The sequence below is a fragment of the Streptomyces sp. NPDC048171 genome, from assembly GCF_043202655.1.
Lineage (GTDB): Bacteria > Actinomycetota > Actinomycetes > Streptomycetales > Streptomycetaceae > Streptomyces.
The window spans coordinates 512,317-534,986 of the sequence record NZ_JBIDAU010000003.1; the positions used below are offsets into that span (position 1 = coordinate 512,317).

Here is a 22,670-nt window from a genome sequence, read left to right on the forward strand (position 1 = left end):
AAGCGTCCGCAGGGCATCTCCCGGAGAGCCGCCCCCCGAAGGCTCACCCTCCTGGACCGGCCGTAGACCGTCGCATGCCATGGTCCAGGCGAGGCGGCCCGGAGATCGGGGTTGGAGACCGGAGTTGGAGACCGGAGTCGGTCGAACTGCGGCGGGCTTGCCAGCCGATGCCCGGTTCTCCTTTGCGACGGTTCTCCTTTGCGACGGTTCTCCTCTGCGACAGCAGCCATGCCGGCGGTCTGCCGTCGGGTGCGTGCGCCTCCTGCCTTTCGCGCGTTGGCCCGAGGACGGCCCTTTTGGAGGATCCACCGAATTTTCACCTGGCAGGGACTCGGCCCTTCCCCTGACGGACCGGGCCGCCGAATAGTAGGCGACCAAGGTCATCGGAATAATTATTCCGCAGTTCGGAATAGCGAAGGGTGTAGAGCATGTCGACACGCGGCCCGTCCCCGCTCCGTCGTCTCGCCAGAGGGCTCAGGAAATCCATGTTCGCGCAGGTCCTCGGCGCACTCGTGCTGGGTGTCGTCGTGGGGGGTGTCTGGCCGCACGCGGGTTCGGCCGTGCAGCCGCTCGGCGACGGGTTCGTCCGGCTGATCAAGGCGATGATCGCCCCACTGGTCTTCTGCGTGGTGGTCACGGGGATCGCCAAGGCCGGCGACCTCAAGTCCTTCGGTCGGATCGGGCTCAAGGCGCTGATCTGGTTCGAGGCGGCGACGACCGTCGCTCTCGTGATCGGAATCGTCGCCGGCAACCTCGTCCGGCCGGGCGACGGGATGAACGTGGACCCGGCCTCCCTGGACGCCTCCGCCGTCGACGCGAAGACAGGGGGCGGCGAACTGCCCTCGACCAGCGAGTTCCTCCTGCACTCGCTCCCCGACAGCGCCGTGGGGGCCTTCGCCGAGAACTCCTTGCTGCAGGTCCTGGTCCTCGCCTGCCTGGTGGGCGCCGCCCTGCTGCACCTGGGACACACCAAGGTGCCCGCGATCCTCCCCGCCGTGGACCAGGCCCAGCACGTGATCTTCGCGATCGTCGGCTTTGTCATGCGCCTGGCACCCCTGGCCGTCTTCGGCGCCACCGCCCACCTGGTCGGGGAGTACGGCCTCGGCGCCCTCTCCACCTACGGGAAGCTGATCGGGGTCTGCTACGCCGTGGCCCTGCTCTTCCTGCTGGTCCTGGGGGCCGCCCTGAAGCTGTTCACCGGCGTGAGCCTGTGGAAGTTCGTGCGCTACACCCGCGAGGAACTCGTGCTGGCGCTGGGAACGGGATCCAGCGAGACGGTCATGCCCCGCATGATGCAGAAGCTGCGGCAGGCGGGGTGCCGCGACGACTCGGTCGGGCTGGTGCTGCCCACCGGCTACTCCTTCAACCTCGACGGCGCTTCCATCTACCTGTCGATCGCCACCCTGTTCATCGCTCAGGCGGTTGGCGTCGACCTGACCCTCGGCCAGCAGATCACCGTCGTACTCGTCCTGATGCTGACCAGCAAGGGCATGGCCGGCGTCCCGGGCTCGGCCTTCCTGGCCCTTTCCGCGACCGCCTCCGCCCTCGGGGTCATCCCCGCCGGTGCCGTGGCGCTGCTGCTCGGGGTCGACCGCATCATGGACACCATGCGGGTCGCCACGAACCTCCTGGGCAACTGCGTTGCCGTGTTCGCCGTGTCCAAGTGGGAGAAGGCCCTGGACCACGAACGCGCACGCAAGGTCCTCGACGGCGAGATCGCGTTCGTCGCGGAGGAAGAGCAGGAGCGGACGCCGGAGCCGGCATCGACCTCGGCGTCCGACCAGGAGCCGGTCCCCGCTCCCGCCTCCGCGGACGGGCACCCGCCGAAACAGCTGTCCTGAACCCGGCGCGACGCCCGGGCCGGCGGCTCGCCGTCGGTCCGGTCCGGGCCGGACCGGTCGCCTCGGTGCGGCGTCAGGTGTTCGCACCGGAGAGTCCGGCCTGGCGTCCGGCCTGTTGGGTGACCCAGCGGGGCCCCGGCGCACCCCACCCCGACGGGCAGGGCGACGCCGACTGGGCGGAGGACGCGATCGGCCGCCGGGTGCGTACCACGTGGGCCGCCTCCGCCCGCGACGGGAACCCGGGCCCGGTGCGACACCGCTGACCGCCCTCGCCGGCTGAGGGCCCGGCGTCGCCCCGTCACCGGGACGGCGGGCACTTCCGCGGCCCCCGGACGGCCCCGGTCGGCGACGACTCCGGCGGCCCGGACCGGCTCGCGGGGCACCGTCCTGCGACGCCCGCCCGGCGCTGGGTGCCTCGGCCGCGGAGACCCGGCTCGTGCGTCCGCGGCCTCTCGCGGACGGGTGCCGCCGGGCTCAGCGCACCGCGACGGCCTCGATCTCGATGAGCATGTCCGGGTCGGAGAGGGCGCTGACCTCCGCCAACAGGCTGGCGGGCCGACAGCGCACCGCCGCGAGTCCGTCCATGAGCACGTCGTAGTGGGCCTTGCACGAGTCGAGGTCGGTGGTGACGATCCGGATCTGCACGACGTCCGCCATCGACATGCCGCCCTCCTCCACGGTCTCCCCGAGCCGCCGCAGCGTGAGCCTCATCTGCCCCGCCATGTCACCCCGGTGCGTGATGGCGCCGTCGTCGTCCCGCGCCTCGTGCCCCGACACGAACAGCCAGCTGCGCGGCTCGTCGACCCGGACGGCCCGGTTGTACATCAGCTTCCCGCCCACCGTTCGCGGTCCGATCTCCTCGGTTCTCATCCGCCTGCCTCCCGCCGTGGACCGAAGCGTCAATGTACCGACGCGACCGGTCCCGAGGGCGGCGGCGCGAGTGGGTGGGGGCACGGTGCGCGAGGACACGGAGACGACGGATCGTCCGGGCGGAGAGCGCGAGGCCCGTCCCCGCCTCCATGGCCGGTACCGCCCGTCGCCTACCGTGTGCGTGCCCACCGGAAATCCCGAAGCAGGGGGACCCCGTTTGAACGTCGGACTGCAGCGGAGCGCGATCGCGTCCGTGCAGGTGCTCGGCCTGGCCGTGTGGTTCTCCATGTCGGCCGTGGTCCCAAGCCTGCGCGACGAGTGGGGGCTCACGGACGGCGGAGCCGTGTGGCTGACCGCCTCCGTTCAGTTCGGTTTCGTCGCCGGAGCACTCACCTCGACCGCCCTGAACCTGGCGGACCGGGTCCCGGCACCGCGCCTGCTCGCCGTCAGCGCCTCGGCGGCCGCCGCCTGCACCGTACTGCTGGCGGTGTCCGTCGACCGGCTCGCCCTGGCCGTCCCGCTGCGGCTGCTGACCGGGGTCTTCCTGGCCGGGGTCTATCCCGTGGGCATGAAGCTCATGGCCTCCTGGGCGGGGCGTGCCGGGCGGGGCCTGACCATGGGCGTCCTCATCGCCGCCCTGACTCTCGGCTCCACCCTCCCCCATCTCATCGCCGGTCTGGGCTCCCTGCCCTGGCGCGGTGTCCTGCTCGCGGCTGCGGGCGCGGGCTTCCTGGCCTCCGTGATCGCCCTGCTCCTCGTGCGGCCCGGCCCGCACGCCGCACCGGCCGCGCCCGTCCGCAACCCCCGCTACGCGCTCACCATGTTCACCGAACGCGGGCCGCGCCTCGCCAACCTCGGCTACTTCGGGCACATGTGGGAGCTGTACGCCCTGTGGACCTGGATCCCCACCTTCCTCCTGGCCACCGGACGCGCCGCGGAACTGCCCGTTCCGGTCGGGACCGCCGTGTTCCTCACCATGGGAATCGGCGGCGTGATCGGCTGCCTGGTCGGCGGCCGCTGCGCCGACCGGTACGGCCGCCCGCCCGCAGCCCTCGCGGCACTCCTGGTCAGCGGCGCGTGCTGCCTGCTCTCCCCGCTGCTGTTCCACTCACCGCCCGCACTGCTGCTGGCCTTCTGCACGGTGTGGGGCGCGGCCGTGATCGCGGACTCCGGCGTCTTCTCGACCACGCTGAGCGAGGTCGCCGACCAGCGCTACGTCGGCACCGCCCTCACCGCCCAGACCGCGATCGGCTTCGCCCTCACCGTCGTCACCATCCAGCTCACCCCCCTGCTGGCCGACGCCGCGGGCTGGCGTTACGCCTTCCTCCTGCTGGCCCCCGGCCCGCTCGCCGGCGCCGTGGCGATGCGCGCCCTCGGCCGCCGGACCGCCTCGCTCGCAGCGTCTGCGTAGGACCACCGCCCGCTCCCACGGCTCTGGCGCCCGCCCTGCCCGGGCAGGACGCCCCCGCGAGGTCCGTACGAGCCGGGCGAGGCATCCGGCCGCAACCGCTGCGGATGAGGGTGCGGCCCCGGCCACGGCACCACCCCGCACGGGAGGGACACCGACCGGCCCGCTGGTGTCCCCACCCGCGTCATGTCGCCTGCGGACCGGCCGAGTTCAGCGGGACCGCGCCGACGCTGTGGCCCCGGCGGTCCAGGAGCCGGCCCGCGTGCTTGAGGGTGCGCAGCACCACCGCGCGCTCGGTGATCCGCAGACCGAGCTGCGCGAGACGGCTGTTGAGCAGGGCCTCCGTGGTGTGCACCTCGGTCAGCGAGCGGACCCAGATGTCCAGGATCAGGTTGTGGGTGCCCGCGGTGATGCTGCACATGCGCAGCCCCGGCAGGGTACGCAGCGCCTGCACGGCGGCGTCCAGGTTCTCTGCCGGTACCGCCCCGAAGTACACGGCGGAGACCGGGAACTCGGTGAGCGGGCGGGCCAGGGTGCAGCGCAGGGAGAGCCGCCCGCCCGAGAGCAGCGCCCGCAACCTGCGCCGCACGGTGGGGGCGCTCACCCCGGTGGCCCGCGCCAGCTCCGTCATCGGCATCCGGCCGTCCGACCCCAGCGCGTGGGCGATCCGCCGGTCCAGCGGGCGGACGGGCTCGTCCGGCGCCGCGGTGGCATCGCCGTGGTCGGGCCGCAGCAGGGCACGTTGGGCGGGGGTGAGGCTCCGCAGCCGCCACTGGGCCCCCTCGACGGGGACGGCGGTGATGACGTGGATGCGGGTGCCGCGGACGCCGGGGAGCCGGGAGACGCGCTCGCCGGTGTACCGGGCGAGGTCGTCGAAGGAGGAGGCGCCGACGATGGCGAGCAGGTCGCGGCCGCCCGACGTCTGCTTCAGGCTCAGCATCCGCCGGTCCGCGGCCAGCGAGGTGAGGACGTCCTCGGGCAGGTGCCCGCCGGTGTCGATCTCGACCTGCGCGTAGACGGAGCCCTCGTCGCGGTCGAGGGCCAGGTAGCCGTCGACCCACGCGGCGCCCGTGCGGGAGAGCCGGTCCCAGCGGCGGGCGGCGGTCACGGGGTCGATCCCCAGGGCCCTGCCCACCAGGGACCAGGGCGCGCGGGTGTTGATCTGGAGCGCGTGCACGAGCGCCAGGTCGAGTTCGTCGGGTCCGGCGGACGGCACCCCGTGGGTTTCTGAATACTGCATGGTCTTAATGGCCGGAATCCTGCGCCAGAGGCGTTTCGAAGACGTGTTCCTGCGATTTTACGCATCTGTCATCGCGGATCCCGACGGTGGTCGCCCATGAGCCACGAACAGCCCTTCTCCCTGGTCATCACCGGCGCCCGCCTGGTCGACGGCACCGGCGCCGCCCCCGTCGAGGACGCCACGCTCGTCGTCGACGGCGAAGGCGTCGTCGTACACGCGGGCCCCGGCGACCAGGCGCCCGCCGGCCCGGCGGTCCGCACGGTCGACGCGGCCGGCCGCACCCTGCTGCCGGGCTTCATCGACACCCATGTGCACCTGGGTGTGGAGTCCGCCCGGCAGATGGTCCGACGTTTCGAACAGGACTCCACCGTCGAGGTCTTCCGTACCGCAGAGCGGCTGCGTGCCACTCTGCACGCGGGTGTGACCACCGTCCGGGACCTGGGCGGGCTGCCCGCCGGGTACCGCACCGCGGTTGAACGGGGCCTCACCGAGGGGCCGCGGATCCACACGGCCGTCCGCATCCTCAGCCACACCGGCGGCCACGCCGACTTCACCTCCGAATGCGGCTTCGACCCCAGCTCCGGCATGGGCGAGATCGCCGACACCCCGGACGAGGTGCGGCTCGCGGTACGGCGGCTGCTGCGCTCGGGCGCCGACGTCATCAAGGTCTGCGCCACCGGCGGCATGAGCAGCCCCTACGACCAGCCCGACGACGAGGGCCTCACGGAGGACGAGATCCGCACGGTCGTCGAGGAGGTGGCCCGGCACGGGGGCCGCCCCGTCGCCGCCCACGCGCAGGGCACCGCGGGCATCCTCAACGCCATCCGCGGCGGGGTCACCAGCGTGGAGCACGGCTACGGCATGACCGCCGAGGCCCGCGCGCTGGCCGGAGAACGGGGCACGTTCGTCGTACCGACCCTCTCCACCGTCTTCGACGGCATCGACAAGGCCACGATGGAGCCCCACCACTACGAGAAGAAGGTCCGCTGGTCCTCGATCACCAAGGAGAACATCTCCGCGGCGATCGCGGAGGGCGTGCGGATCGCCATGGGGACCGACGCGGCGATGGTGCCGCACGGGCGGAACCTGCGCGAGCTGACGCACCTCGTCGCCCTCGGCATGACCCCGCTCCAGGCGATCACCGCGGGCACCCGCACCGCCGCCGAACTCCTCGGTCTGGATGACGAGACCGGAACCCTCGAACCGGGCAAGCGCGCCGACCTGATCCTGTGCGAGGGCGACCCGCTCGCGGACATCGCACTGCTCGCCGACCCCGCCAACGTCGTCCTCGTCGCCCAGGCGGGCGCGATCCGCAAGAACGGACTGGGCACATGAGCGTCCGGGCGCCGGCCGGCGCGCGGCACGGCTTCATCGACAGGGCCATGTCCGGTATCGAGCGGGTCGGCAACCGGCTGCCGCATCCGGTGCTGCTCTTCCTCGGGCTGTTCGTCGTGGTGGGCGCCGTGTCCACCGTCCTCGCCGCGGCCGGGTCGACGGTGCGCGTCCCCGGCGAGAACGAGACGGTCGCGGTGAAGGGGGTGTTCACCGGGGACGGCGTGGTGTGGCTCCTGGAGAACTTCATCCCCAACTTCACCGGGTTCCCGTCCCTGGGCACCGTCCTGCTGATGATGGCGGCCGTCGGCGTCGCCGAGCGGACCGGGCTGCTGGAGACCGTCGTACGGGCCTCCATCTCCCGGGCCCCCCGCGCGCTCCTGCCGTACCTGGTCGCGTTCGTCTCGGCGCAGGCGCACCTGATGAGCGACGTGGCGATCCTGGTGATCCCGCCGCTGGCCGCCCTGGTGTTCAAGAACGCCGGGCGCAACCCGGTCGCCGGCCTCATCGGCGGCTTCGCGTGCGTGTGTGCCGGGTATGCGGCGGGGTTCACCATCGGCGCCCTGGACGCGCTCTACACCGGCATCACGCACCAGGCGGCCCAGGTGCTGCCGCAGGGTGCCGACGCTCCCACGCACATCCTGATCAACTACTTCTACACGGCGGCGGCCAGCGTCGTGCTCGCCGCCATCGGCGGCTTCCTCATCTCCCGGGTCCTGGAGCCCCGCCTCCCCCGGCCCGAGGACGCGTCGGCCACGCCGGACCCGGACGGCGGACCGGCGGTGACCACCGAGGTCACCCCGCTCCAGCGCACCGGGATGCGCCGCGCGGGCCTCGCGGTCCTCGCCTACGCCGCGGTCGTGGTCACCTGCTGGCTGTTCCCCGGCTCCCCCCTGCGCGGCGAGGGCGGCGCGCTGGTGCCCTCGCCCGTGCTCAACGGCGTCGTGCCGCTGCTGTTCGTGGCGTTCCTGCTGGCCGGTGCCGTGTACGGCCGTACCGTGAAGGCGGTCACCCGCTTCGAGGACGTGCCCCGCATGATGGCCGAGGCGATCACCGGGATGTCCGCGTACATCGTGCTGATCCTGGTCATCGCCCAGGTGATCGGCGTCTTCGACTGGACCAACCTCGGGACGCTGCTCGCGGTCAAGGGCGCGGCGATGCTGGAGTCGGTCGGTCTGACCGGGTACCTGGGTCTGCTCGCCTTCGTCCTGCTGGTGTGCCTGCTCAACCTGTTCATCACCTCGGGCTCGGCGCTGTGGTCGCTGGTCGCGCCCGTGTTCGTCCCCGCGTTCATGCTGCTCGGCATGGAACCGGCGGTCACCCAGGCCGCCTTCCGCATCGGCGACTCGGCCACTCAGATGATCACCCCGCTGAACCCTTACGTGTTCCTCCTCCTGACGGTCCTTCGGAGGTACGAACCCGAGGCGCAACTGGGTTCGCTGCTCTCCCGGCTGGCGGTGTTCGTCGTGCCCTTCCTGGTGGCCTGGCTGGCGGTCCTGGGCATCTTCTACGGCCTGGACCTCCCTCTCGGCCCCGGAGCGTCGATCAGCACACCCTGAGTGCCCGGCCGCCCCTTCGGTCCGCGCGCCGAAGGGGGACGTCCACCGGTACGGGGGCTCCCACCGTCGCTGCCGGCGAACGGCGAGTCCTGCTTCCCGGCGGCACGGCTCCTCGTGAGCAGCGCCGCCGGGAAGCGTCTCGGCCGGCTCAGGCGGCGAGGGCGCCCGGTGTCTCGGCCTCCCGCAGCAGCCGTTCCATGGCGGCGCGGGCGCGGGACACCCGGGAGCGGACCGTGCCCACGGGGCATCCGGTGAATCCGGCGGTCTCCTCGTACGACAGCCCGACGACCTGCGTCAGCAGGAACGCCTCACGGCGTTCGTCGGACAGCGTGTCCAGGAGGTCGAGCAGGGCGACGCCGTCCTCGAAGCCGGGCAGGCCGGGCGGTTGGGCGCGTTCCAGCGCCGTCTCCCAGTCGACGGTGTCCGCGATCCGGGGGCGTACCGCGGCACGCCGCAGGTGGTCGGCGACGGCGCGGCGGGCGATCGACAGCAGCCAGGTACGGGCCGAGGCGCGTCCTTCGTAGCGGTGCAGGCTGCCGAGCGCCCGCGCGAAGGTGTCCTGGGTCAGGTCGTGGGCGGTCTGAGGGTCGCCGCTGAGGTAGGTCACGTAGCGCAGCACGTCACCGTGGAGGGCGCGGACGAAGCGGTCGGCTGCGTCCGGGTCCCCACCGCGGGCGGCCAGCGCCCAGGCGGTCGCCGACGCGTCCGCGGCGGCGCGGCTCGCCCGGGAGGCGGGCAGGACAGAGATCATCACGTGATGTCCTTCTCGGGTCTTCCGGTCTCCGGCCTCGAAGAGGGCACGGCTCACCGGGTGTGCGGGTGCGTCCGTACGCGAGAGGTACGGCGATGCCCGGGACCCCTGACGAGGGCGGCCGTTCGCGGTGGCGCGGGGCAGGCGCACACGGCGGGAGGAAGGCAGCCCTAGGCGGCTTCCGCGCACGCGGAGGCGGCGCGGGGCACGGGGCGAGGTACTCCGGGTGGTTCCGGCTGTCTCAGACGACAGCGGCACCCACGGGTGGCCCGCGGAAGGTGAGGGAAGAGCACAGCAGCAGACGTACCGCGGCGTCCACCACGGCGGTACGGCGCCCGCGTACGGACGGCCGGCCGACGGGCGTGGGCAGGGCGAGCAGCAGCCGCAGGGGCGCCGCCAGCCAGGCCGCCGCGGCCCGCAGGACCCGGAAGACGGCCCGCTCACCATGGGCCAGCCACAGCCCGCACAGGACCGCGGCCAGCAGGTGCGCGGCGAACATGCCGACCGACGCAGCACCGCTCATGCCGTGCACGTGGTCGAGACCGGCCATGCCGTGGCCCGTGTGCGCACCTGCGCCCACGGGCATCCCGGACATGGAGTCCAGGTGCATGCTGTCCATGTGCATGGAGTGCGGGTCCGTGGAGTCCATGCCGGTCGACGCCGCCGGACGGGTCACCGGCGCCGACGCGAGCGTCTGTGCCCGGGAGAACGCCTCGTGCAGCACGAACTGCGCACCGGTCACGACCGCGACGATCAGGGGGAGTCCACGTTCCCGCCCGGCGAGCAGCCAGCCCGCCACGCCGGTCGCGCCCGCGCCGGCCGCCATGGTCCACCAGGGGACCGGGACCCCCGACATGGTCGCGTGCCCGAGAGCGGCGAGCAGCACGCAGACGGCGGCGAACACCCCCGCCCTCGCCGCACGGCACCCTCCTCGGACAGTCATATCCGGTTCATCCTCGCACCCGGCGTTCGATCGTCGGCAAGAGGTACGTACGCGCCCCCGTCCTCTGACTCGACCGCATCGAGGCGACGCACGGCGTGACTTCCGGCGGTCGGCAACTCATGGAACGAGGGTCACGACTTGAAGGACAGCCCGCCGGGCCGGACGACGACCGCCCGCGCCTTCACGGGGCCACTGCGCCGGAACTCCAGCGTGAACGTCACGGTCTCCCCCACCTGCCACGGAGCCGAGGGCACGGGCACCGTCAGGTCCGTCCCGTGCGGTGACATGACCAGGGTGTCTCCCGCCGCGACCGTGAGGGAGTCGGTCTCGGACCGGTAGGCGGAGTTCCCCTTGCGCATGCGGTGCTCGGAGAGCGTCACCTCGCCCGCGACACCACGCGCCGTGACCCTGGTCAGGGTGTCGGCCGAACCGCCGTCGTTGGTGATGTCGAAGAACGCCGCGGTCTCCGGGACCCCCGCGGACGGCAGGAGCACGAGACCGTGGACGACGTCGATGCGTGCCGGGCTGCCGGCCCGCCCCGCGCCCACCCACGTGGTCAGACCGCCCAGCGCCACACTGCACGCCGCGACCGGTACCAGCGCGGCGAGCGCTCCGTCCCGCAGCCGTCGCCGGTCGGGACGCCCGGGTCCGGACACGCGTTCCGTGAGACGCCTCATCGGACACCGGCCTTCCCGCCGGGCCCGCCCCGGTGGCCGCGGCCCCGGGCCGGTGAGGGCTCCCAACCGCGCAGCCGCAGGCTGTTGGCGACCACCAGTACCGAACTCATGGACATCGCCGCGGCGGCGACCATGGGGTCGAGCAGTCCCACCATCGCCAGCGGCACGGTGACGACGTTGTAGCCGAACGCCCACGCCAGGTTGGCCCGGATCGTGCCGAGCGTGCGCCGGGCGAGCCGGACCGCGTCGACGAGGGCCTCGATGTCCCCGCGGACCAGGGTGAGATCGGCCGCGCCGATGGCGACGTCGGTGCCGCCGCCCATGGCGATGCCCAGGTCGGCGGCGGCGAGTGCGGCGGCGTCGTTGACCCCGTCGCCGACCACCGCGACCCGGGCACCCTCCTCCTTCAGTTCCCGTACGAGCGCGGCCTTGCCCTCGGGCGTGCAGCGGGCGTGCACCTCGTCGATCCGCAGGGCGGTGGCGACGGCGGCGGCGGGCGCCTTGCGGTCGCCGGTGGCGAGTACGGCGCGGATGCCGAGCCGGCGCAGCCGGTCCACGGTCCGGTAGGCGTCCGGACGCAGCAGGTCACCGACGGCGATGAGCGCCTTGGCCCGGCCGTCGACCTTCACCAGGACCGGTGTGTGCGCGGCGTTCTCCGCCTCGGCGAGCGCCTTGGCCAGCGCGCGCGGCAGCTTGCCGTCCGGGGCGCCCACCTCGACGGTGTGGCCGTCGGCCCGGCCGCTGACCCCGTGGCCCGGGGCAGCGGTGAAGTCCGTGACGTCCGGCAGCGGCCCGGCGGGCAGCGTGCGGCGGGCGTGTGCGACGACCGCCCGTCCGATCGGGTGCTCGGAGCCCTGCTCGACCGCGGCCGCCAGTTCCAGTACCTCGTCCTGCCCGAGCGTGCCGGGCAGCGTGGTCACCGTGGACACGGTCATGTGGCCGGCGGTCAGCGTGCCGGTCTTGTCCAGCACGACGGTGTCCACGTGCTGGAGCGCCTCCAGGGTCTGCGGTCCGCTGACCAGCACGCCCAGTTGGGCACCGCGCCCGGTGGCGGCCATCAGGGCCGTGGGCGTCGCGAGCCCGAGGGCGCAGGGGCAGGCCACGACGAGGACCGCGACGCAGGCGGTGAGGGCCGCCTGCGGGTCGGCGCCGGCGCCCAGCCAGAACCCGAGGACGGTCACCGCGATCGCCAGTACGGCGGGAACGAACACCCCGGCGACGGCGTCGGCGAGCCGCTGCGCCCGCGCCTTGCCGGCCTGCGCCTCGGTGACGAGCCGGGTGATCCGGGCCAGCCGGGTGTCCGCGCCGACCGCCGTGGCCGTGACGAGCAGCAGGCCGCCCTCGTTGACGGCGCCGCCGACCAGGGCCGAGCCCGGCCCCACCTCCACCGGCTTGCTCTCGCCGGTGACCAGGGACAGGTCCACGGCGGAGCTTCCCTCGGCGACCCGCCCGTCGGTGGCGACCCGTTCGCCGGGCCGTACCAGGAAGACCTGCCCGAGGCGCAACTGCTCGATGGGGATCGACCGTTCACCGTGCCCGTCGCGTACGGACACCCGCTTGGCGGCGAGTTCGGCCAGGGACCGCAGCGCCGCCCCGGTCCCCCGCTTGGCCCGTGCCTCCAGGAAGCGCCCGGTCAGCACGAACAACGGCACGCTCACGGCGGCTTCGAGATACAGGTGGGCCATGCCCTCGGAGGCGGACGGCACCAGGCTGAACGACATCCGCATCCCGGGCTCGCCCGCGCCGCCGAGGAAGAGGGCGTACACCGACCAGGAGAAGGAGGCCACCACCCCGAGCGAGACCAGGGTGTCCATGGTGGCCGAGGAGTGCCGCAGCCCGCGCAGTGCCCGGAGGTGGAACGGCCAGGCACTCCACACCACGACCGGGGCGGCCAGCATGAAGCACAGCCACTGCCAGTTGCGGAACTGCAGGGCCGGGACCATCGACAGCACCAGCACGGGCACCGCCAGCAGCGCCGTGACCAGCAGCCGTTCCCGATCCCGGCGGGCCTCGGCGTTGCCCCGGTCCGTCTCCTCACCGTCCGCGGTGTCCTCGGGCGGCGCGGGCAGCGCCGCCTCGTACCCGGCCTGCTCGACCGCCACGACGAGGTCCTGGGGAGCGACACCGGCCGGATGGCTGACCCGGGCGAGCCCCGTGGCCAGGTTCACGGTGGCCGTGACCCCGTCCAGCTTGGCGAGCTTCTTCTCCACCCGGCGCACACATGCCGCGCAGGTCATCCCGCCCACGGTGAGGTCCGTGACCACGAGGCTCGCCGTCGGTTCGCCCGCCATCAGTGACCGCTCCCGTGGTCCATGCCCGGCATGTCCTCCATGCCCCCGCCGGTGCCGTCACCGCCGCCTCCACCGCCTCCGGTGCCATGCATACCGGGCGCCACGGGTCCCGCCGCCGAACCGGCGGCGTAGGACACCGAGAACACCAGCACGAGCAGCAGCAGGAAGCCGCAGAGCGCGGGAGGGGGGAGGAACCTGCGGACGGTCACGCCGAGAGGGCGGAGTGACGGCGGAACATCGGTCATGCCCGGCCTTTCCTGGTCGCGTCGAGCTGTCCTGCCCAAGCGGCATGCGCAGCCCTACCTCGCCAGTAGTCGTGCCCGCGGGGCAAGGAGTTCCGGCGGCCGATGGTGGGGCGCGTCACAGCGGGAGGACGAACATCACCGCCATGCCTACGGCCATCGCGGCGTGCCAGGTCGGCTCGGCCGCCTCGCCCGGGACCGGGACCGGGACGACGGCGCCCGGCGCCACCGGTGTCACCGCACGGACGGGCACGGCGCGCTGGAGCCGACCTCCGGACAGGGTGGAGGGACGGAGGAGCCAGGTGGTCCGTGCGCAGGCCGAGCCGCCCGGCCGACCCCGCCTGGCGGCGTAGGGGCGCGCGCTCACTTCCCGCGTAGCGGACCGCCGCCGGGAACACGTCCACAGGTCCGGCCACATCGAGTGGCCGCACACCGTCGAACAGGACGACCGCTCCCGGACGGCCGCGACGAGCGGGCTGATGACAACAGGGGCGGCCACGCCCGGTCTTGGCCGCCGCCGGTCGTCTGCTCCTACATCGACCGGCTGCTCCCCGCGGTCCTGGACGACACCGTCGACACCATGATCCGTTCGGAGGCGTCGTTGCCCACTTGAGCGATGCTGACGATCCGCTCCAGCCCTCGCTCTTCGAACCCGAACCGCAAAGCGGCCGCAGCGGCCTCGGTGGCCATGCCCTGCCCCCAGTGGGCACGTCCCAGCCGCCAGCCGACCTCAACCGCCGGCAGCACCTCCGGCAAGTAGTTGGGCACCGAAAGGCCGGTGAATCCGGCCAACTTGCCAGTGGACCGGATTGACAGCAGCCATAGGCGCAACGTCTTCCTCGCGCCAGCGACGCAGGATCAGACGGGGAGTCTCAAGCATGACCATCCGATCATTCTTGATCACAGGTGGCTCTCCGCCATCCTCACCAGGCACTTTCGGTACACGCCCTAGCAGTCCCACGCAGGTTCGACCGGTGGAAGAGCCTCCCTCATGCGGAGGAGGAGGGCCTTGGCTGCCGGAGTGGTGGGACCGTCCGTCGGCCATGCGAGAGCAATCCGGCCGCGAAGGCGGGGGGAGGTGAGCGGGAGGGTGCGGAGGCCGAGAGCGGCTGCGGCCTTTGGCGGAATCTCGGGGAGGACGGCAATTCCGAGGCCGCGGGCGGCGAAGCGTGTCAGCAGGTTCGGCGCGGCGGCCTCGAAGGCGATGCGTGGCTGGAAACCGGCCTGCCGGCAGGCGCGTTCGAGTGCGCCGCGTATGCCGGTGCCGCGTGGAAGGCTGATGAGTGGGCGGTCGGCGAGCGCGGCCAGTGGGAGTGCCGCGCGGCCGGCGGGGAGAAGCAGTGGATCCTTTGAGGTCACGGCGGCGACCAGCGGAGTGTCGATCACCACCTGGAGGCTGGTGCCCGGCGGGGGATCGTCGTCGGTGACGCCGACGATGGCGAGGTCGAGTTCACCGCCGCGCAGGGCGGTGAGCATGCGTGTTGAAGTGTCCTCCGTGAGGGAGATCTCCACCTGCGGGTGCTCGTCGTGGAAGTCGGCGAGCAAGGCAGCCAGATCGTACTCGTCGGTGACCGCCCCTGACACGACTCCGATGGTGACATGTCCTCGAACCAGACCGGTGAACTCGTCCACCGTCTGCCGCATCCCCTCGATGGCTGCAAGTGCCGCCCGCGCATAGGGAAGGACCGCCTCGCCCACCTCGGTGGTGGTCACCCTTCGGCCGGACCGGTCCAGCAGGGGCTGCCCAAGTTCCCGCTCCAGCTGCCGGATCTGGGCACTCACCCCCGGTTGCGCCACATGCAGGCGCGCCGCAGCGCGGGTGAAGTTGGCCTCTTCGACGACGGTGAGGAAGTACTGCAGCTGGCGGAACTCCATAAGCAGAGATGCTAGTTGCGAGAACTACTGTCTCTTGGACTTCTGGCCCAGCGCCCGAGAGGCTGGTGATCATGAAGAGTGCAGCCGTGGACATCCGTGCCGAGATCGCGGCCGAGCGGCGCGAACTGGCAGATGTGCTGGCCCGACTGACCGAAGACCAGTGGAATGCGCCGACCTTGTGCAACGGGTGGCGGGTGCGAGAGGTCGCCGCACACATGAGTATGGGATTCAGGTACTCGTTCGGCAGAACCGCGCTGGAGCTCGCTCGGTCGGGAGGCAACCTGCACCGCATGACCGACCGCGTCGCGCGCCGCGACGCCGCTGTCCGCACGCCCCACGACCTCGTCACAGCACTGCGGGACAACGTCCACCACCCCTGGAAGCCGCCGGTGGGAGGGCCGGCGGCGGCACTCGGCCACGACGTCATCCACGGACTGGACATCACCGTCGCGCTTGGGCTCGGCCGACAAGTCCCCAGGGGCCGCTTGCGGATCGTGCTGAAGACCGTCAAGCCGAGCACGCTCCGCTTTTTCCGGGCACACCTCGACGATGTCGAACTGCGGGCCACCGACCTGGAGTGGTCGTACGGCAGGGGCAGCAGCCAGGTGGCGCGCCCCGCTCAAGAGCTCCTGCTGCTTGCCTACGGGCGCGAGCTCCCAGCCGTGCGCGCAGACGACTGACTCCGACACGGTGCTGCGTGCACTGCACCGCAGTCGGGATCGAGCCGTTGCAGACGACCAGAGTGAGCCGGGAAGGCACCCGGCTGTCCACGCGGCCCGGCCGCTCGGACAGCACCGGGGGCGACCCGGCAGAGAGCAGGTGACGTGATGGAGTACTCGCACGACGACGAAGAGCTGGTGAACCAGCCGATCGGGTACTGGACGTGGGCCGCGAACAAGACGCTCACGGCGTACGTCAGGGGGCGGCTCGCGAGCATCGGAATCACACAGCCTCAGTGGTGGGTGCTGCATCAGGTGCTGCAAAGCGAAACCGGTGCCACGCGGGACGAGGTGATCAGTGCCCAGCAGAGCAACCTGGACGTCGGCGCCGGCCTCGCTCCCGACATCGACCTTCTGGTGGAGCGGAAGCTGCTCGTGCTGGACAGAACCGGCCGGCTCCAGATCACCGACGAAGGCAGGGCGCTGCACGAGCCCGCCGCCGAGACCCAGCGCGCCAGCCGGACACAGGTACACGCGGGCATCCCGGACGAGGAATACCTGATCACCCTGAAGGTACTGCAACGCATGATGTGCAACGCGGGTGGAGACGTGACCCCGGCGCGATGACCTGCGCCGCTCGCGGTGCCCGTCGGAACAGATCCCGCGCCCGCTCCACGCACCTCGGCGAACGGAGCTGGACCTCCAGGTCGCCGGTCCCGTGGTGACCGAGACCGGAAACGTCGCTGGGCAGACATCCCGGCCGTAGGCGGCGCAGACGACCTGGGACGAACTGCGCGGCGCGCAGGCCCTCACCGCCCGGTTCGCCTACACGTGCCCGGAGCGATGAGGCCGTGTCGTGGCCTCGCTGGGGTGGCCGCGCGCTCGACCGCTGCCACGAGAGACCTCAGGTCGTCGCCACCCGGCGGTCAGGAAACGGGGAACCAGGTCGAGAGGCGCTTGGCGATGGCCGGTACATCGACGTTGTCCTGCGCGACTTCCTCGACGAACGGACCGGCAATGGAGACGTGCGGCGGGACGGTACTCGCGCTGACGCCGTTGAAGCGCAGGAAGACACGCGTCGCGAGCCAGGCGGTGCGTTTGTTGCCGTCGATCAGCGCGTGATTGCGGGCGACGGAGTGCAGCAGCGCGGCGGCCTTGTCGTGCAGAGTGGGATACAGCTCGGCCCCGAACACGTTCGTCCGGGGCCGTTCGATCGCCGACACCAGAAGGCCCATGTCACGCACGCTCTGCTCGGTACCGTTGACCGCGCGGGCGATGGCCAGGATCTCGTCGAGCTGGACGTACCGCACGCCGCCGGTCACTTCAGGTAGTCCAGAATTTCCGCATCGCTGTCCATCAGCTCGGCCAGGACGTCATCGACCTTCAGCTCGGCCCGGGCCTGAGCGTCACGGATGGCCTCGATGGCAAGTTCCTGCTTGCTGCGGCCCTCCCGACGAGCCCGCTCGGTGAGCTTCGCGTCCAGGTCGTCGGGAAGTCGGAGTGTCATCGCCATGCCAGCATGATACCTGACCGGTATCACGCCGGCACTGGTCGAGCCGCGTCGCGGGGGAACGGAGCCGCCAACCCGCTCCGAGGAAAAGCGCAGGTCAGCTACCCTTGCCCGCAGGCTCGAGGATCGCCACGCACTCCACATGATGCGTCATCGGAAACAGATCAAACACCCGCAACATCCGCACCCGGTACCCCCCATCCCGGAAGTACCCGAGGTCCCGGGCCAACGCAGCCGGATCGCACGCCACGTAGGCGATCCTCCGCGCTCCCAGTGACGCGAGGTGCTCCACCGTCTTCTTGCCCGCGCCCGCGCGAGGGGGGTCCAGGACGACGAGGTCGACCTCGTCGATGCCCGTCCGGGGCAGGGCCGTCTCGACCTTGCCCTGCTCGATGCGGACGCGGTCGAAGCCGGCGAGGTTGTGGCGGGCGTCCTCGACCGCGCGTTTGCCGGACTCGATGCCGAGCACCGCGCCCTGGTCGCCGACCCGGTCGGCGAGGGCGCCGGCGAAGAGGCCCACGCCGCAGTACAGGTCGAGGGCCATGTCGCCCTTGCGCGGGAGGAGGCCCTGCATGACCGCGGTCACCAGGGTGTCGGCCGCCTTCGGGTGGACCTGCCAGAAGCCGCCGCTGCCGACGCGGTAGGTGCGGCCGTCGGCGCGTTCGCGGACGAAGGGGCGGCCGTGGACGCGGTGCACGCCGCCGTCCTTCTCGCCGACCCGCATGACCGAGACCGGGCGGTCCAGTTCGACGATGGGGAGCCGCGCGCCGGGGCGCGGGGTCAGGATGACCTGGCGGTCCTGGGAGCCGGTCGCCGCGATCGCCTCGATCGACGCCATGCCGGGCCAGTCCCGGGCCTCGATGCCCAGCTCGCTGACACCCTCTGCGGCGATCATGCAGTGGTCGACGGGCTCGACCTCGTGCGAGCGGTGCTTGCGCAGGCCGGCACGGCCCTCGGCGTCCACCGCGTACTGGACGCGCGTGCGCCACGCCGGGACCTGGCCCGCGGGCAGCTTGTCGCCCTCGGCGGGCATCACCGTGCCGTCCCAGCCGGCCTCCTCCGGAGTGAGGCCCGCCAGCCGCTTCAGCTGCTCGGCGACGACCTCGCCCTTCAGGCGGCGCTGGGCGCCCGGCTTGGCGTGCTGCCAGTCGCAGCCCCCGCAGCGGCCGGGGCCGGCGAAGGGGCAGGGGGCCTCGACGCGGTCCTTGGAGGCGTCCAGGATCTCGACGGCGTCGGCGCGCAGGAAGCGGGCGCCCTCCTCGCCCTCCGTCACCCGGGCCACGACGCGCTCGCCGGGCAGCGTGTGCCGGACGAACAGCACCTGCCCCTCGGAGGTACGGGCGATGCAGTGGCCGCCGTGCGCGACGGGGCCGATCTCGACCTCGTACTCCTCGCCGACGAGCGAGACCGCTCCGGACTCCGCCTGCGATTTCTTCGGTTCTGCCTGCATGGCGGGGTGGCTCCAGAGAACGGGGGTGTGAGGGACGGCGGGAAGGGACCGCAGCCGTCCACTCTACTTCGACGGCGAGGAGTCCTTCGCCCGGTCGTGGTGGAGCGGACCGCGCCGGACCGCGCCGGGTGCGTTCCAGTCCTGCCGCTTGCGGGCCCGCTTCCTCGCGGCCTCGGAGGACTGGAGCTGGTACGGGACGGACGTGACCATGACGCCGGGCGTGAACAGGAGGCGGCCCTTGAGGCGCAGGGCGCTCTGGTTGTGCAGCAGGTGCTCGTACCAGTGGCCGACCACGTACTCGGGGATGATGACCGAGACCGCGTCGCGCGGGGACTCCTTGCGCAGGCTCTTGACGTACTCGATGACCGGCCGCGTGATCTCGCGGTAGGGCGAGTCCAGGACCTTCAGCGGTACGGCGATGCCGCGCCGTTCCCACTCGTCGCGCAGGGCCTTGGTCTCGGCCGGGTCGACGTTGACGCTCAGGGCCTCGAGTGTGTCGGAGCGCATCAGCTTGGCGTAGGCGAGCGCGCGCAGGGTGGGGCGGTGGATCTTGGAGATGAGCACCACCGAGTGGACCCGGGACGGGCGCACCATGTCGTCGCTCTGCGCCTCGTCCGGGTCCTCGGGGGCGGCGATCTCCGCGGAGACGCGGTCGTAGTGCTTGCGGATCGCCGTCATCGTGGCGAAGAAGATGCACATCCCGAGCAGGGCGACCCAGGCGCCGTGGGTGAACTTCGTGGCCAGGACGACGACCAGGACGAGGCCGGTGAAGAAGGCGCCGAAGGCGTTGATGGCCCGGGAGCGGATCATGCGGCGGCGCACGGCCTGGTCCTTCTCCGTGGCCAGGTGGCGGTTCCAGTGCCGGACCATGCCGATCTGGCTGAGCGTGAAGGAGACGAAGACGCCGACGATGTAGAGCTGGATCAGGCGCGTGGAGTCGGCGCCGTAGACGAAGACCAGGAGTATGGCGGCGCCGGCCAGCAGGACGATGCCGTTGGAGAACGCCAGGCGGTCACCGCGCGTGTGCAGCTGGCGCGGCAGGTAGCGGTCCTGGGCGAGGATCGAGCCGAGCAGCGGGAAGCCGTTGTAGGCGGTGTTCGCGGCGAGGAAGAGGACCAGTGCGGTGGCCGCGGCCAGCACGATGAACAGGAAGCTGCCCTCGCCGAAGACAGCCTCCGCGACCTGCGAGATCACCGGGTGCTGGACGTAGTCCGCGCCGACCGCGACGCCGTTGTGGAAGAGGTCGGTGGCCGGGTTCTCCGACATGCGCACGTCCGTCGCGGAGGCGAGCGCGATGATGCCGCAGAACATGGTGACGGCGAGCAGCCCCATCATCGCGAGGGTGTTCCCCGCGTTCTTCGACTTGGGCTTGCGGAAGGCCGGGACGCCGTTGGAGATCGCCTCGACACCGGTGAGCGCGGCACAGCCGGAGGAGAAGGCGCGCAGGAGGAGGAAGATCAGGGCGAATCCGGCGAGCCCGCCGTGCTCCGGCTTGATCTCGTAGTCCGCCGTCGGCGCGCGCATGGTGTCGCCGAGCACCAGGGCCCGGAACGCGCCCCACGCGATCATGATGAAGACGCCGCCGACGAAGACGTACGTCGGGATCGCGAACAGCTTGCCCGACTCCTTGACGCCGCGCAGGTTCATCAGGGTCAGCAGCAGGATCACGGCGACCGCGCAGAGGACCTTGTGCTCGACCACGAAGGGGACCGCGGAGCCGAGGTTCTCGATGCCGGAGGAGATCGAGACGGCGACGGTCAGGACGTAGTCGACCAGCAGGGCGCTGGCGACGGTCAGGCCCGCCTTGGGTCCCAGGTTGGTGTTGGCCACCTCGTAGTCGCCGCCGCCGCTGGGGTAGGCGTGCACGTTCTGCCGGTAGGAGGCGACGACCGTGAACATCAGGACGACGACCGCCACCGCGATCCAAGGGCTGAAGTGGTACGCCGACACGCCCGCGATGGACAGGACGAGCAGCACCTCGCCGGGCGCGTACGCCACCGAGGAGAGCGGGTCGGATGCGAAGACGGGGAGGGCGATGCGCTTCGGCAGGAGCGTTTCGCCCAGCCGGTCGCTGCGCAGTGCGCGCCCGATCAGGATCCGCTTGGGCACGTCGGTCAGTTTGGACACAACAGAGGATCGTAAGCGTTCGAACGGGCGCGCGCCCACCCGCCACCCCCGATCCACCCGCCGTCTGCTCTACGGGTGAATTCGACGGGTGGTCGGGCTGCGGATTCCGCAGGTCCGGGGCCCGGCATGCCTATATGACGAACACCGCGCAATCACCGCCCGATGCCCGGCCGTTGCCACCCTGGAGGTCTCATGCACCTGTCCGCGGAGCTGATCGGCGGCCTTCTCTCACTCGCCGGCCTCGGAATCCTCACTTTTGCCAGCATCCGCAGCATCGGGCGCCGGGGGTCGTCGGTGGAGAGCTGAGGCGCAATGCCCGGACCCGCGCGTCAGTAGGCTCGGACCGTCGACGGGCCGTCGGGGGACCACCCGGACGGGGGCCGGACCCGCCGGACCGGCATGATGGTGCCCGGCGCCCCCGGACAGGGGCCGCACGTGTTTGCCCGTCGAGCCGAAAGAGGAAAATGAGCGGGACGTACGCCTACGTCAGAGGGCTCGGAAGAAGAGTGGTGTAGAGCCGTGCACATTGTCATCATGGGCTGCGGGCGCGTGGGCTCCGCCCTCGCTCAGGCCCTGGAACAGCAGGGGCACACGGTCGCCGTGATCGACCGGGACCCCACCGCCTTCCGACGTCTCGGTTCCTCGTTCGGCGGCCGCCGGGTCACCGGCATCGGCTTCGACCAGGACACCCTGCGCGAGGCGGGCGTCGAGGACGCGGGCGCCTTCGCGGCCGTCTCCAGCGGCGACAACTCGAACATCATCGCCGCCCGCGTGGCACGCGAGATGTTCGGCGTGGAGAACGTCGCCGCCCGCATCTACGACCCCCGCCGCGCCGAGGTCTACCAGCGCCTGGGCATCCCCACGGTGGCCACCGTCCGCTGGACGGCCGACCAGATGCTGCGCCGGCTGCTCCCCTCGGGCGCCGAGCCGCTGTGGCGCGACCCCACCGGCGGGGTCCAGCTCGCCGAGGTGCACACGTCCCCGTCCTGGGTCGGCCACAAGATCAGCCGGCTCCAGGAGGAGACGGGTGTGCGGGTGGCCTTCCTCACCCGGCTCGGGGAGGCGATCCTGCCCTCCTCGCAGACCGTGTTGCAGGAGGGCGACCTGGTGCACGTGATGATGCGCACCGACGAGGTCGACAAGGTCGAGGCGGCGTTCGCCAAGGGTCCCGAAGAGGAGGGCGGTCACTGATGAGGGTCGCCATTGCCGGAGCCGGCGCGGTCGGCCGCTCGATCGCGGGCGAGCTGCTGGAGAACGGCCACGAGGTCCTGCTGATCGACAAGGCGCCGACCGCGATCTCGGTCGAGCGCGTCCCGATGGCGGAGTGGCTGCTCGCCGACGCGTGCGAGATCACGTCCCTGGACGAGGCGGCGCTCCAGCGCTGCAACGTCGTCATCGCCGCGACCGGCGACGACAAGGTCAACCTCGTCGTCTCGCTGCTGGCCAAGACGGAGTACGGCGTCCCGCGCGTCGTCGCCCGGGTGAACAACCCGAAGAACGAGTGGCTGTTCAACGAGTCCTGGGGCGTGGACGTCGCCGTCTCCACCCCGCGGCTGATGTCGGCCCTGGTGGAGGAGGCGGTGAGCGTCGGCGACCTGGTCCGGCTGCTGCGCTTCAGCCACGGCGACGCCAACCTGGTCGAGCTGACGCTGCCTGAGGAGTCGGCCCTGGCCGGGATCCAGGTCGGTGACGTCGAGTGGCCCGAGGACACCTCGCTGGTGACCATCATCCGCGGCACCCGGGTGCTGACCCCGTCGCGGGAGGACTCGCTGGAGGCGGGCGACGAGCTGCTGTTCGTCGCGGCGCAGGCCCGCGAGGAGCAGCTGGAGGACCTGTTGTCGGCGCGGCGCGGCAACCCCGCGCGCTGACGTTACGGCGGTACGACGGTGGGGGCG

At 71.9% G+C, this 22,670-nt stretch carries 22 protein-coding genes and 1 pseudogene; 8 read left to right on the forward strand and 15 right to left on the reverse strand.

What is annotated here, in order from left to right:
• The first annotated feature begins 428 nt into the window (after nucleotides 1-428).
• Entirely contained in the window at nucleotides 429-1,841 is a 1,413-nt protein-coding gene (locus tag ACGF3J_RS10985; RefSeq protein ID WP_161327952.1) for a cation:dicarboxylate symporter family transporter, read from the forward strand.
• 474 nt (nucleotides 1,842-2,315) lie between these two features.
• Here ACGF3J_RS10985 and ACGF3J_RS10990 read toward each other — a convergent pair whose 3' ends face one another.
• Nucleotides 2,316-2,711: a Rid family hydrolase gene (locus ACGF3J_RS10990; RefSeq protein ID WP_161330886.1), complete on the reverse strand. Its 396-nt coding sequence runs from the start codon at nucleotides 2,709-2,711 to the stop codon at nucleotides 2,316-2,318.
• A gap of 217 nt (nucleotides 2,712-2,928) precedes the next feature.
• Here ACGF3J_RS10990 and ACGF3J_RS10995 point away from each other — a divergent pair, with 217 nt between their 5' ends.
• Nucleotides 2,929-4,122, forward strand: a complete 1,194-nt coding sequence (locus ACGF3J_RS10995) for an MFS transporter (RefSeq protein WP_393853959.1) — start codon at nucleotides 2,929-2,931, stop codon at nucleotides 4,120-4,122.
• A 181-nt stretch (nucleotides 4,123-4,303) separates the two neighbouring features.
• On the opposite strand, the gene ACGF3J_RS11000 is transcribed toward ACGF3J_RS10995, so the two are convergent.
• On the reverse strand, nucleotides 4,304-5,359 hold the full coding sequence (locus ACGF3J_RS11000) for an Lrp/AsnC family transcriptional regulator (RefSeq protein WP_161330894.1): 1,056 nt from the start codon (nucleotides 5,357-5,359) through the stop codon (nucleotides 4,304-4,306).
• A gap of 96 nt (nucleotides 5,360-5,455) precedes the next feature.
• Here ACGF3J_RS11000 and ACGF3J_RS11005 point away from each other — a divergent pair, with 96 nt between their 5' ends.
• Nucleotides 5,456-6,694: an amidohydrolase family protein gene (locus tag ACGF3J_RS11005; RefSeq protein ID WP_393853960.1), complete on the forward strand. Its 1,239-nt coding sequence runs from the start codon at nucleotides 5,456-5,458 to the stop codon at nucleotides 6,692-6,694.
• Nucleotides 6,691-8,250 carry an AbgT family transporter gene (locus ACGF3J_RS11010; RefSeq protein WP_393853961.1) on the forward strand — a complete coding sequence of 520 codons (1,560 nt, stop codon included), beginning with the start codon at nucleotides 6,691-6,693 and terminating at the stop codon, nucleotides 8,248-8,250. The genes ACGF3J_RS11005 and ACGF3J_RS11010 overlap by 4 nt, the downstream gene beginning before the upstream one ends.
• 148 nt (nucleotides 8,251-8,398) lie before the next feature.
• Here ACGF3J_RS11010 and ACGF3J_RS11015 read toward each other — a convergent pair whose 3' ends face one another.
• The 8 genes from ACGF3J_RS11015 to ACGF3J_RS11050 form a co-directional block, all read right to left on the reverse strand.
• The gene (locus ACGF3J_RS11015) at nucleotides 8,399-9,001 is read right to left on the reverse strand and encodes a sigma-70 family RNA polymerase sigma factor (protein WP_161330890.1); all 603 of its coding nucleotides are present in this window, start codon (nucleotides 8,999-9,001) and stop codon (nucleotides 8,399-8,401) included.
• 241 nt (nucleotides 9,002-9,242) lie between these two features.
• Nucleotides 9,243-9,944 carry a hypothetical protein gene (locus ACGF3J_RS11020; protein WP_393853962.1) on the reverse strand — a complete coding sequence of 234 codons (702 nt, stop codon included), beginning with the start codon at nucleotides 9,942-9,944 and terminating at the stop codon, nucleotides 9,243-9,245.
• Nucleotides 9,945-10,075: 131 nt separating this feature from the next.
• Entirely contained in the window at nucleotides 10,076-10,621 is a 546-nt protein-coding gene (locus ACGF3J_RS11025; RefSeq protein ID WP_393853963.1) for a copper chaperone PCu(A)C, read from the reverse strand.
• Entirely contained in the window at nucleotides 10,618-12,912 is a 2,295-nt protein-coding gene (locus ACGF3J_RS11030) for a heavy metal translocating P-type ATPase (protein WP_393853964.1), read from the reverse strand. The genes ACGF3J_RS11025 and ACGF3J_RS11030 overlap by 4 nt, the downstream gene beginning before the upstream one ends.
• Nucleotides 12,912-13,157, reverse strand: coding sequence for a hypothetical protein (locus ACGF3J_RS11035; RefSeq protein WP_393853965.1), 246 nt, complete (start codon nucleotides 13,155-13,157; stop codon nucleotides 12,912-12,914). Before ACGF3J_RS11035 ends, ACGF3J_RS11030 begins: the two co-directional genes overlap by 1 nt.
• Before the next feature lie 115 nt (nucleotides 13,158-13,272).
• Nucleotides 13,273-13,521, reverse strand: a complete 249-nt coding sequence (locus ACGF3J_RS11040; RefSeq protein WP_393853966.1) for a hypothetical protein — start codon at nucleotides 13,519-13,521, stop codon at nucleotides 13,273-13,275.
• A 164-nt stretch (nucleotides 13,522-13,685) separates the two neighbouring features.
• Nucleotides 13,686-13,985: a GNAT family N-acetyltransferase gene (locus tag ACGF3J_RS11045; RefSeq protein ID WP_393853967.1), complete on the reverse strand. Its 300-nt coding sequence runs from the start codon at nucleotides 13,983-13,985 to the stop codon at nucleotides 13,686-13,688.
• Nucleotides 13,986-14,102: 117 nt separating this feature from the next.
• Nucleotides 14,103-15,029, reverse strand: a complete 927-nt coding sequence (locus ACGF3J_RS11050) for a LysR family transcriptional regulator (protein ID WP_393853968.1) — start codon at nucleotides 15,027-15,029, stop codon at nucleotides 14,103-14,105.
• Between the two features lie 71 nt (nucleotides 15,030-15,100).
• Between ACGF3J_RS11050 and ACGF3J_RS11055 the strand changes: the two genes are divergently transcribed.
• The gene (locus tag ACGF3J_RS11055; protein ID WP_393853969.1) at nucleotides 15,101-15,709 is read left to right on the forward strand and encodes a maleylpyruvate isomerase family mycothiol-dependent enzyme; all 609 of its coding nucleotides are present in this window, start codon (nucleotides 15,101-15,103) and stop codon (nucleotides 15,707-15,709) included.
• Nucleotides 15,710-15,856: 147 nt separating this feature from the next.
• Nucleotides 15,857-16,315, forward strand: a complete 459-nt coding sequence (locus ACGF3J_RS11060) for a MarR family winged helix-turn-helix transcriptional regulator (RefSeq protein WP_161325954.1) — start codon at nucleotides 15,857-15,859, stop codon at nucleotides 16,313-16,315.
• Nucleotides 16,316-16,319: 4 nt separating this feature from the next.
• Here ACGF3J_RS11060 and ACGF3J_RS11065 read toward each other — a convergent pair.
• The 5 genes and pseudogenes from ACGF3J_RS11065 to ACGF3J_RS11085 form a co-directional block, all read right to left on the reverse strand.
• Nucleotides 16,320-16,430, reverse strand: a pseudogene (locus tag ACGF3J_RS11065) (transporter); the annotation flags it as partial.
• A gap of 184 nt (nucleotides 16,431-16,614) precedes the next feature.
• Nucleotides 16,615-17,010: a type II toxin-antitoxin system death-on-curing family toxin gene (locus ACGF3J_RS11070; protein WP_393853970.1), complete on the reverse strand. Its 396-nt coding sequence runs from the start codon at nucleotides 17,008-17,010 to the stop codon at nucleotides 16,615-16,617.
• The gene (locus tag ACGF3J_RS11075) at nucleotides 17,007-17,201 is read right to left on the reverse strand and encodes a ribbon-helix-helix protein, CopG family (RefSeq protein WP_161325952.1); all 195 of its coding nucleotides are present in this window, start codon (nucleotides 17,199-17,201) and stop codon (nucleotides 17,007-17,009) included. Before ACGF3J_RS11075 ends, ACGF3J_RS11070 begins: the two co-directional genes overlap by 4 nt.
• 94 nt (nucleotides 17,202-17,295) lie before the next feature.
• On the reverse strand, nucleotides 17,296-18,648 hold the full coding sequence (locus ACGF3J_RS11080) for a class I SAM-dependent RNA methyltransferase (protein WP_393853971.1): 1,353 nt from the start codon (nucleotides 18,646-18,648) through the stop codon (nucleotides 17,296-17,298).
• Nucleotides 18,649-18,711: 63 nt separating this feature from the next.
• Nucleotides 18,712-20,775 carry an APC family permease gene (locus ACGF3J_RS11085; protein ID WP_393853972.1) on the reverse strand — a complete coding sequence of 688 codons (2,064 nt, stop codon included), beginning with the start codon at nucleotides 20,773-20,775 and terminating at the stop codon, nucleotides 18,712-18,714.
• Nucleotides 20,776-21,294: 519 nt separating this feature from the next.
• Here ACGF3J_RS11085 and ACGF3J_RS11090 point away from each other — a divergent pair.
• Both ACGF3J_RS11090 and ACGF3J_RS11095 read left to right on the forward strand, forming a co-directional pair.
• Nucleotides 21,295-21,966, forward strand: a complete 672-nt coding sequence (locus ACGF3J_RS11090) for a TrkA family potassium uptake protein (protein ID WP_161330527.1) — start codon at nucleotides 21,295-21,297, stop codon at nucleotides 21,964-21,966.
• The gene (locus ACGF3J_RS11095) at nucleotides 21,966-22,643 is read left to right on the forward strand and encodes a TrkA family potassium uptake protein (protein WP_161330528.1); all 678 of its coding nucleotides are present in this window, start codon (nucleotides 21,966-21,968) and stop codon (nucleotides 22,641-22,643) included. The genes ACGF3J_RS11090 and ACGF3J_RS11095 overlap by 1 nt, the downstream gene beginning before the upstream one ends.
• The last annotated feature ends 27 nt before the right edge of the window (nucleotides 22,644-22,670 follow it).

Excerpts from the sequence above, each read along its gene's own strand:
- ACGF3J_RS10985 (WP_161327952.1), top strand. The coding sequence starts at position 429 with ATGTCGACACGCGGCCCGTCCCCGCTCCGTCGTCTCGCCAGAGGGCTC.
- ACGF3J_RS11020 (WP_393853962.1), bottom strand. The coding sequence starts at position 9,944 with ATGACTGTCCGAGGAGGGTGCCGTGCGGCGAGGGCGGGGGTGTTCGCC.
- ACGF3J_RS11030 (WP_393853964.1), bottom strand. The coding sequence starts at position 12,912 with ATGGCGGGCGAACCGACGGCGAGCCTCGTGGTCACGGACCTCACCGTG.
- ACGF3J_RS11075 (WP_161325952.1), bottom strand. The coding sequence starts at position 17,201 with ATGGCGATGACACTCCGACTTCCCGACGACCTGGACGCGAAGCTCACC.
- ACGF3J_RS11095 (WP_161330528.1), top strand. The coding sequence starts at position 21,966 with ATGAGGGTCGCCATTGCCGGAGCCGGCGCGGTCGGCCGCTCGATCGCG.
- ACGF3J_RS11010 (WP_393853961.1), top strand. The coding sequence starts at position 6,691 with ATGAGCGTCCGGGCGCCGGCCGGCGCGCGGCACGGCTTCATCGACAGG.
- ACGF3J_RS11005 (WP_393853960.1), top strand. The coding sequence starts at position 5,456 with ATGAGCCACGAACAGCCCTTCTCCCTGGTCATCACCGGCGCCCGCCTG.
- ACGF3J_RS11055 (WP_393853969.1), top strand. The coding sequence starts at position 15,101 with ATGAAGAGTGCAGCCGTGGACATCCGTGCCGAGATCGCGGCCGAGCGG.
- ACGF3J_RS11000 (WP_161330894.1), bottom strand. The coding sequence starts at position 5,359 with ATGCAGTATTCAGAAACCCACGGGGTGCCGTCCGCCGGACCCGACGAA.
- ACGF3J_RS10990 (WP_161330886.1), bottom strand. The coding sequence starts at position 2,711 with ATGAGAACCGAGGAGATCGGACCGCGAACGGTGGGCGGGAAGCTGATG.
- ACGF3J_RS11080 (WP_393853971.1), bottom strand. The coding sequence starts at position 18,648 with ATGCAGGCAGAACCGAAGAAATCGCAGGCGGAGTCCGGAGCGGTCTCG.
- ACGF3J_RS11015 (WP_161330890.1), bottom strand. The coding sequence starts at position 9,001 with ATGATCTCTGTCCTGCCCGCCTCCCGGGCGAGCCGCGCCGCCGCGGAC.
- ACGF3J_RS11025 (WP_393853963.1), bottom strand. The coding sequence starts at position 10,621 with ATGAGGCGTCTCACGGAACGCGTGTCCGGACCCGGGCGTCCCGACCGG.
- ACGF3J_RS11050 (WP_393853968.1), bottom strand. The coding sequence starts at position 15,029 with ATGGAGTTCCGCCAGCTGCAGTACTTCCTCACCGTCGTCGAAGAGGCC.
- ACGF3J_RS11060 (WP_161325954.1), top strand. The coding sequence starts at position 15,857 with ATGGAGTACTCGCACGACGACGAAGAGCTGGTGAACCAGCCGATCGGG.
- ACGF3J_RS11035 (WP_393853965.1), bottom strand. The coding sequence starts at position 13,157 with ATGACCGATGTTCCGCCGTCACTCCGCCCTCTCGGCGTGACCGTCCGC.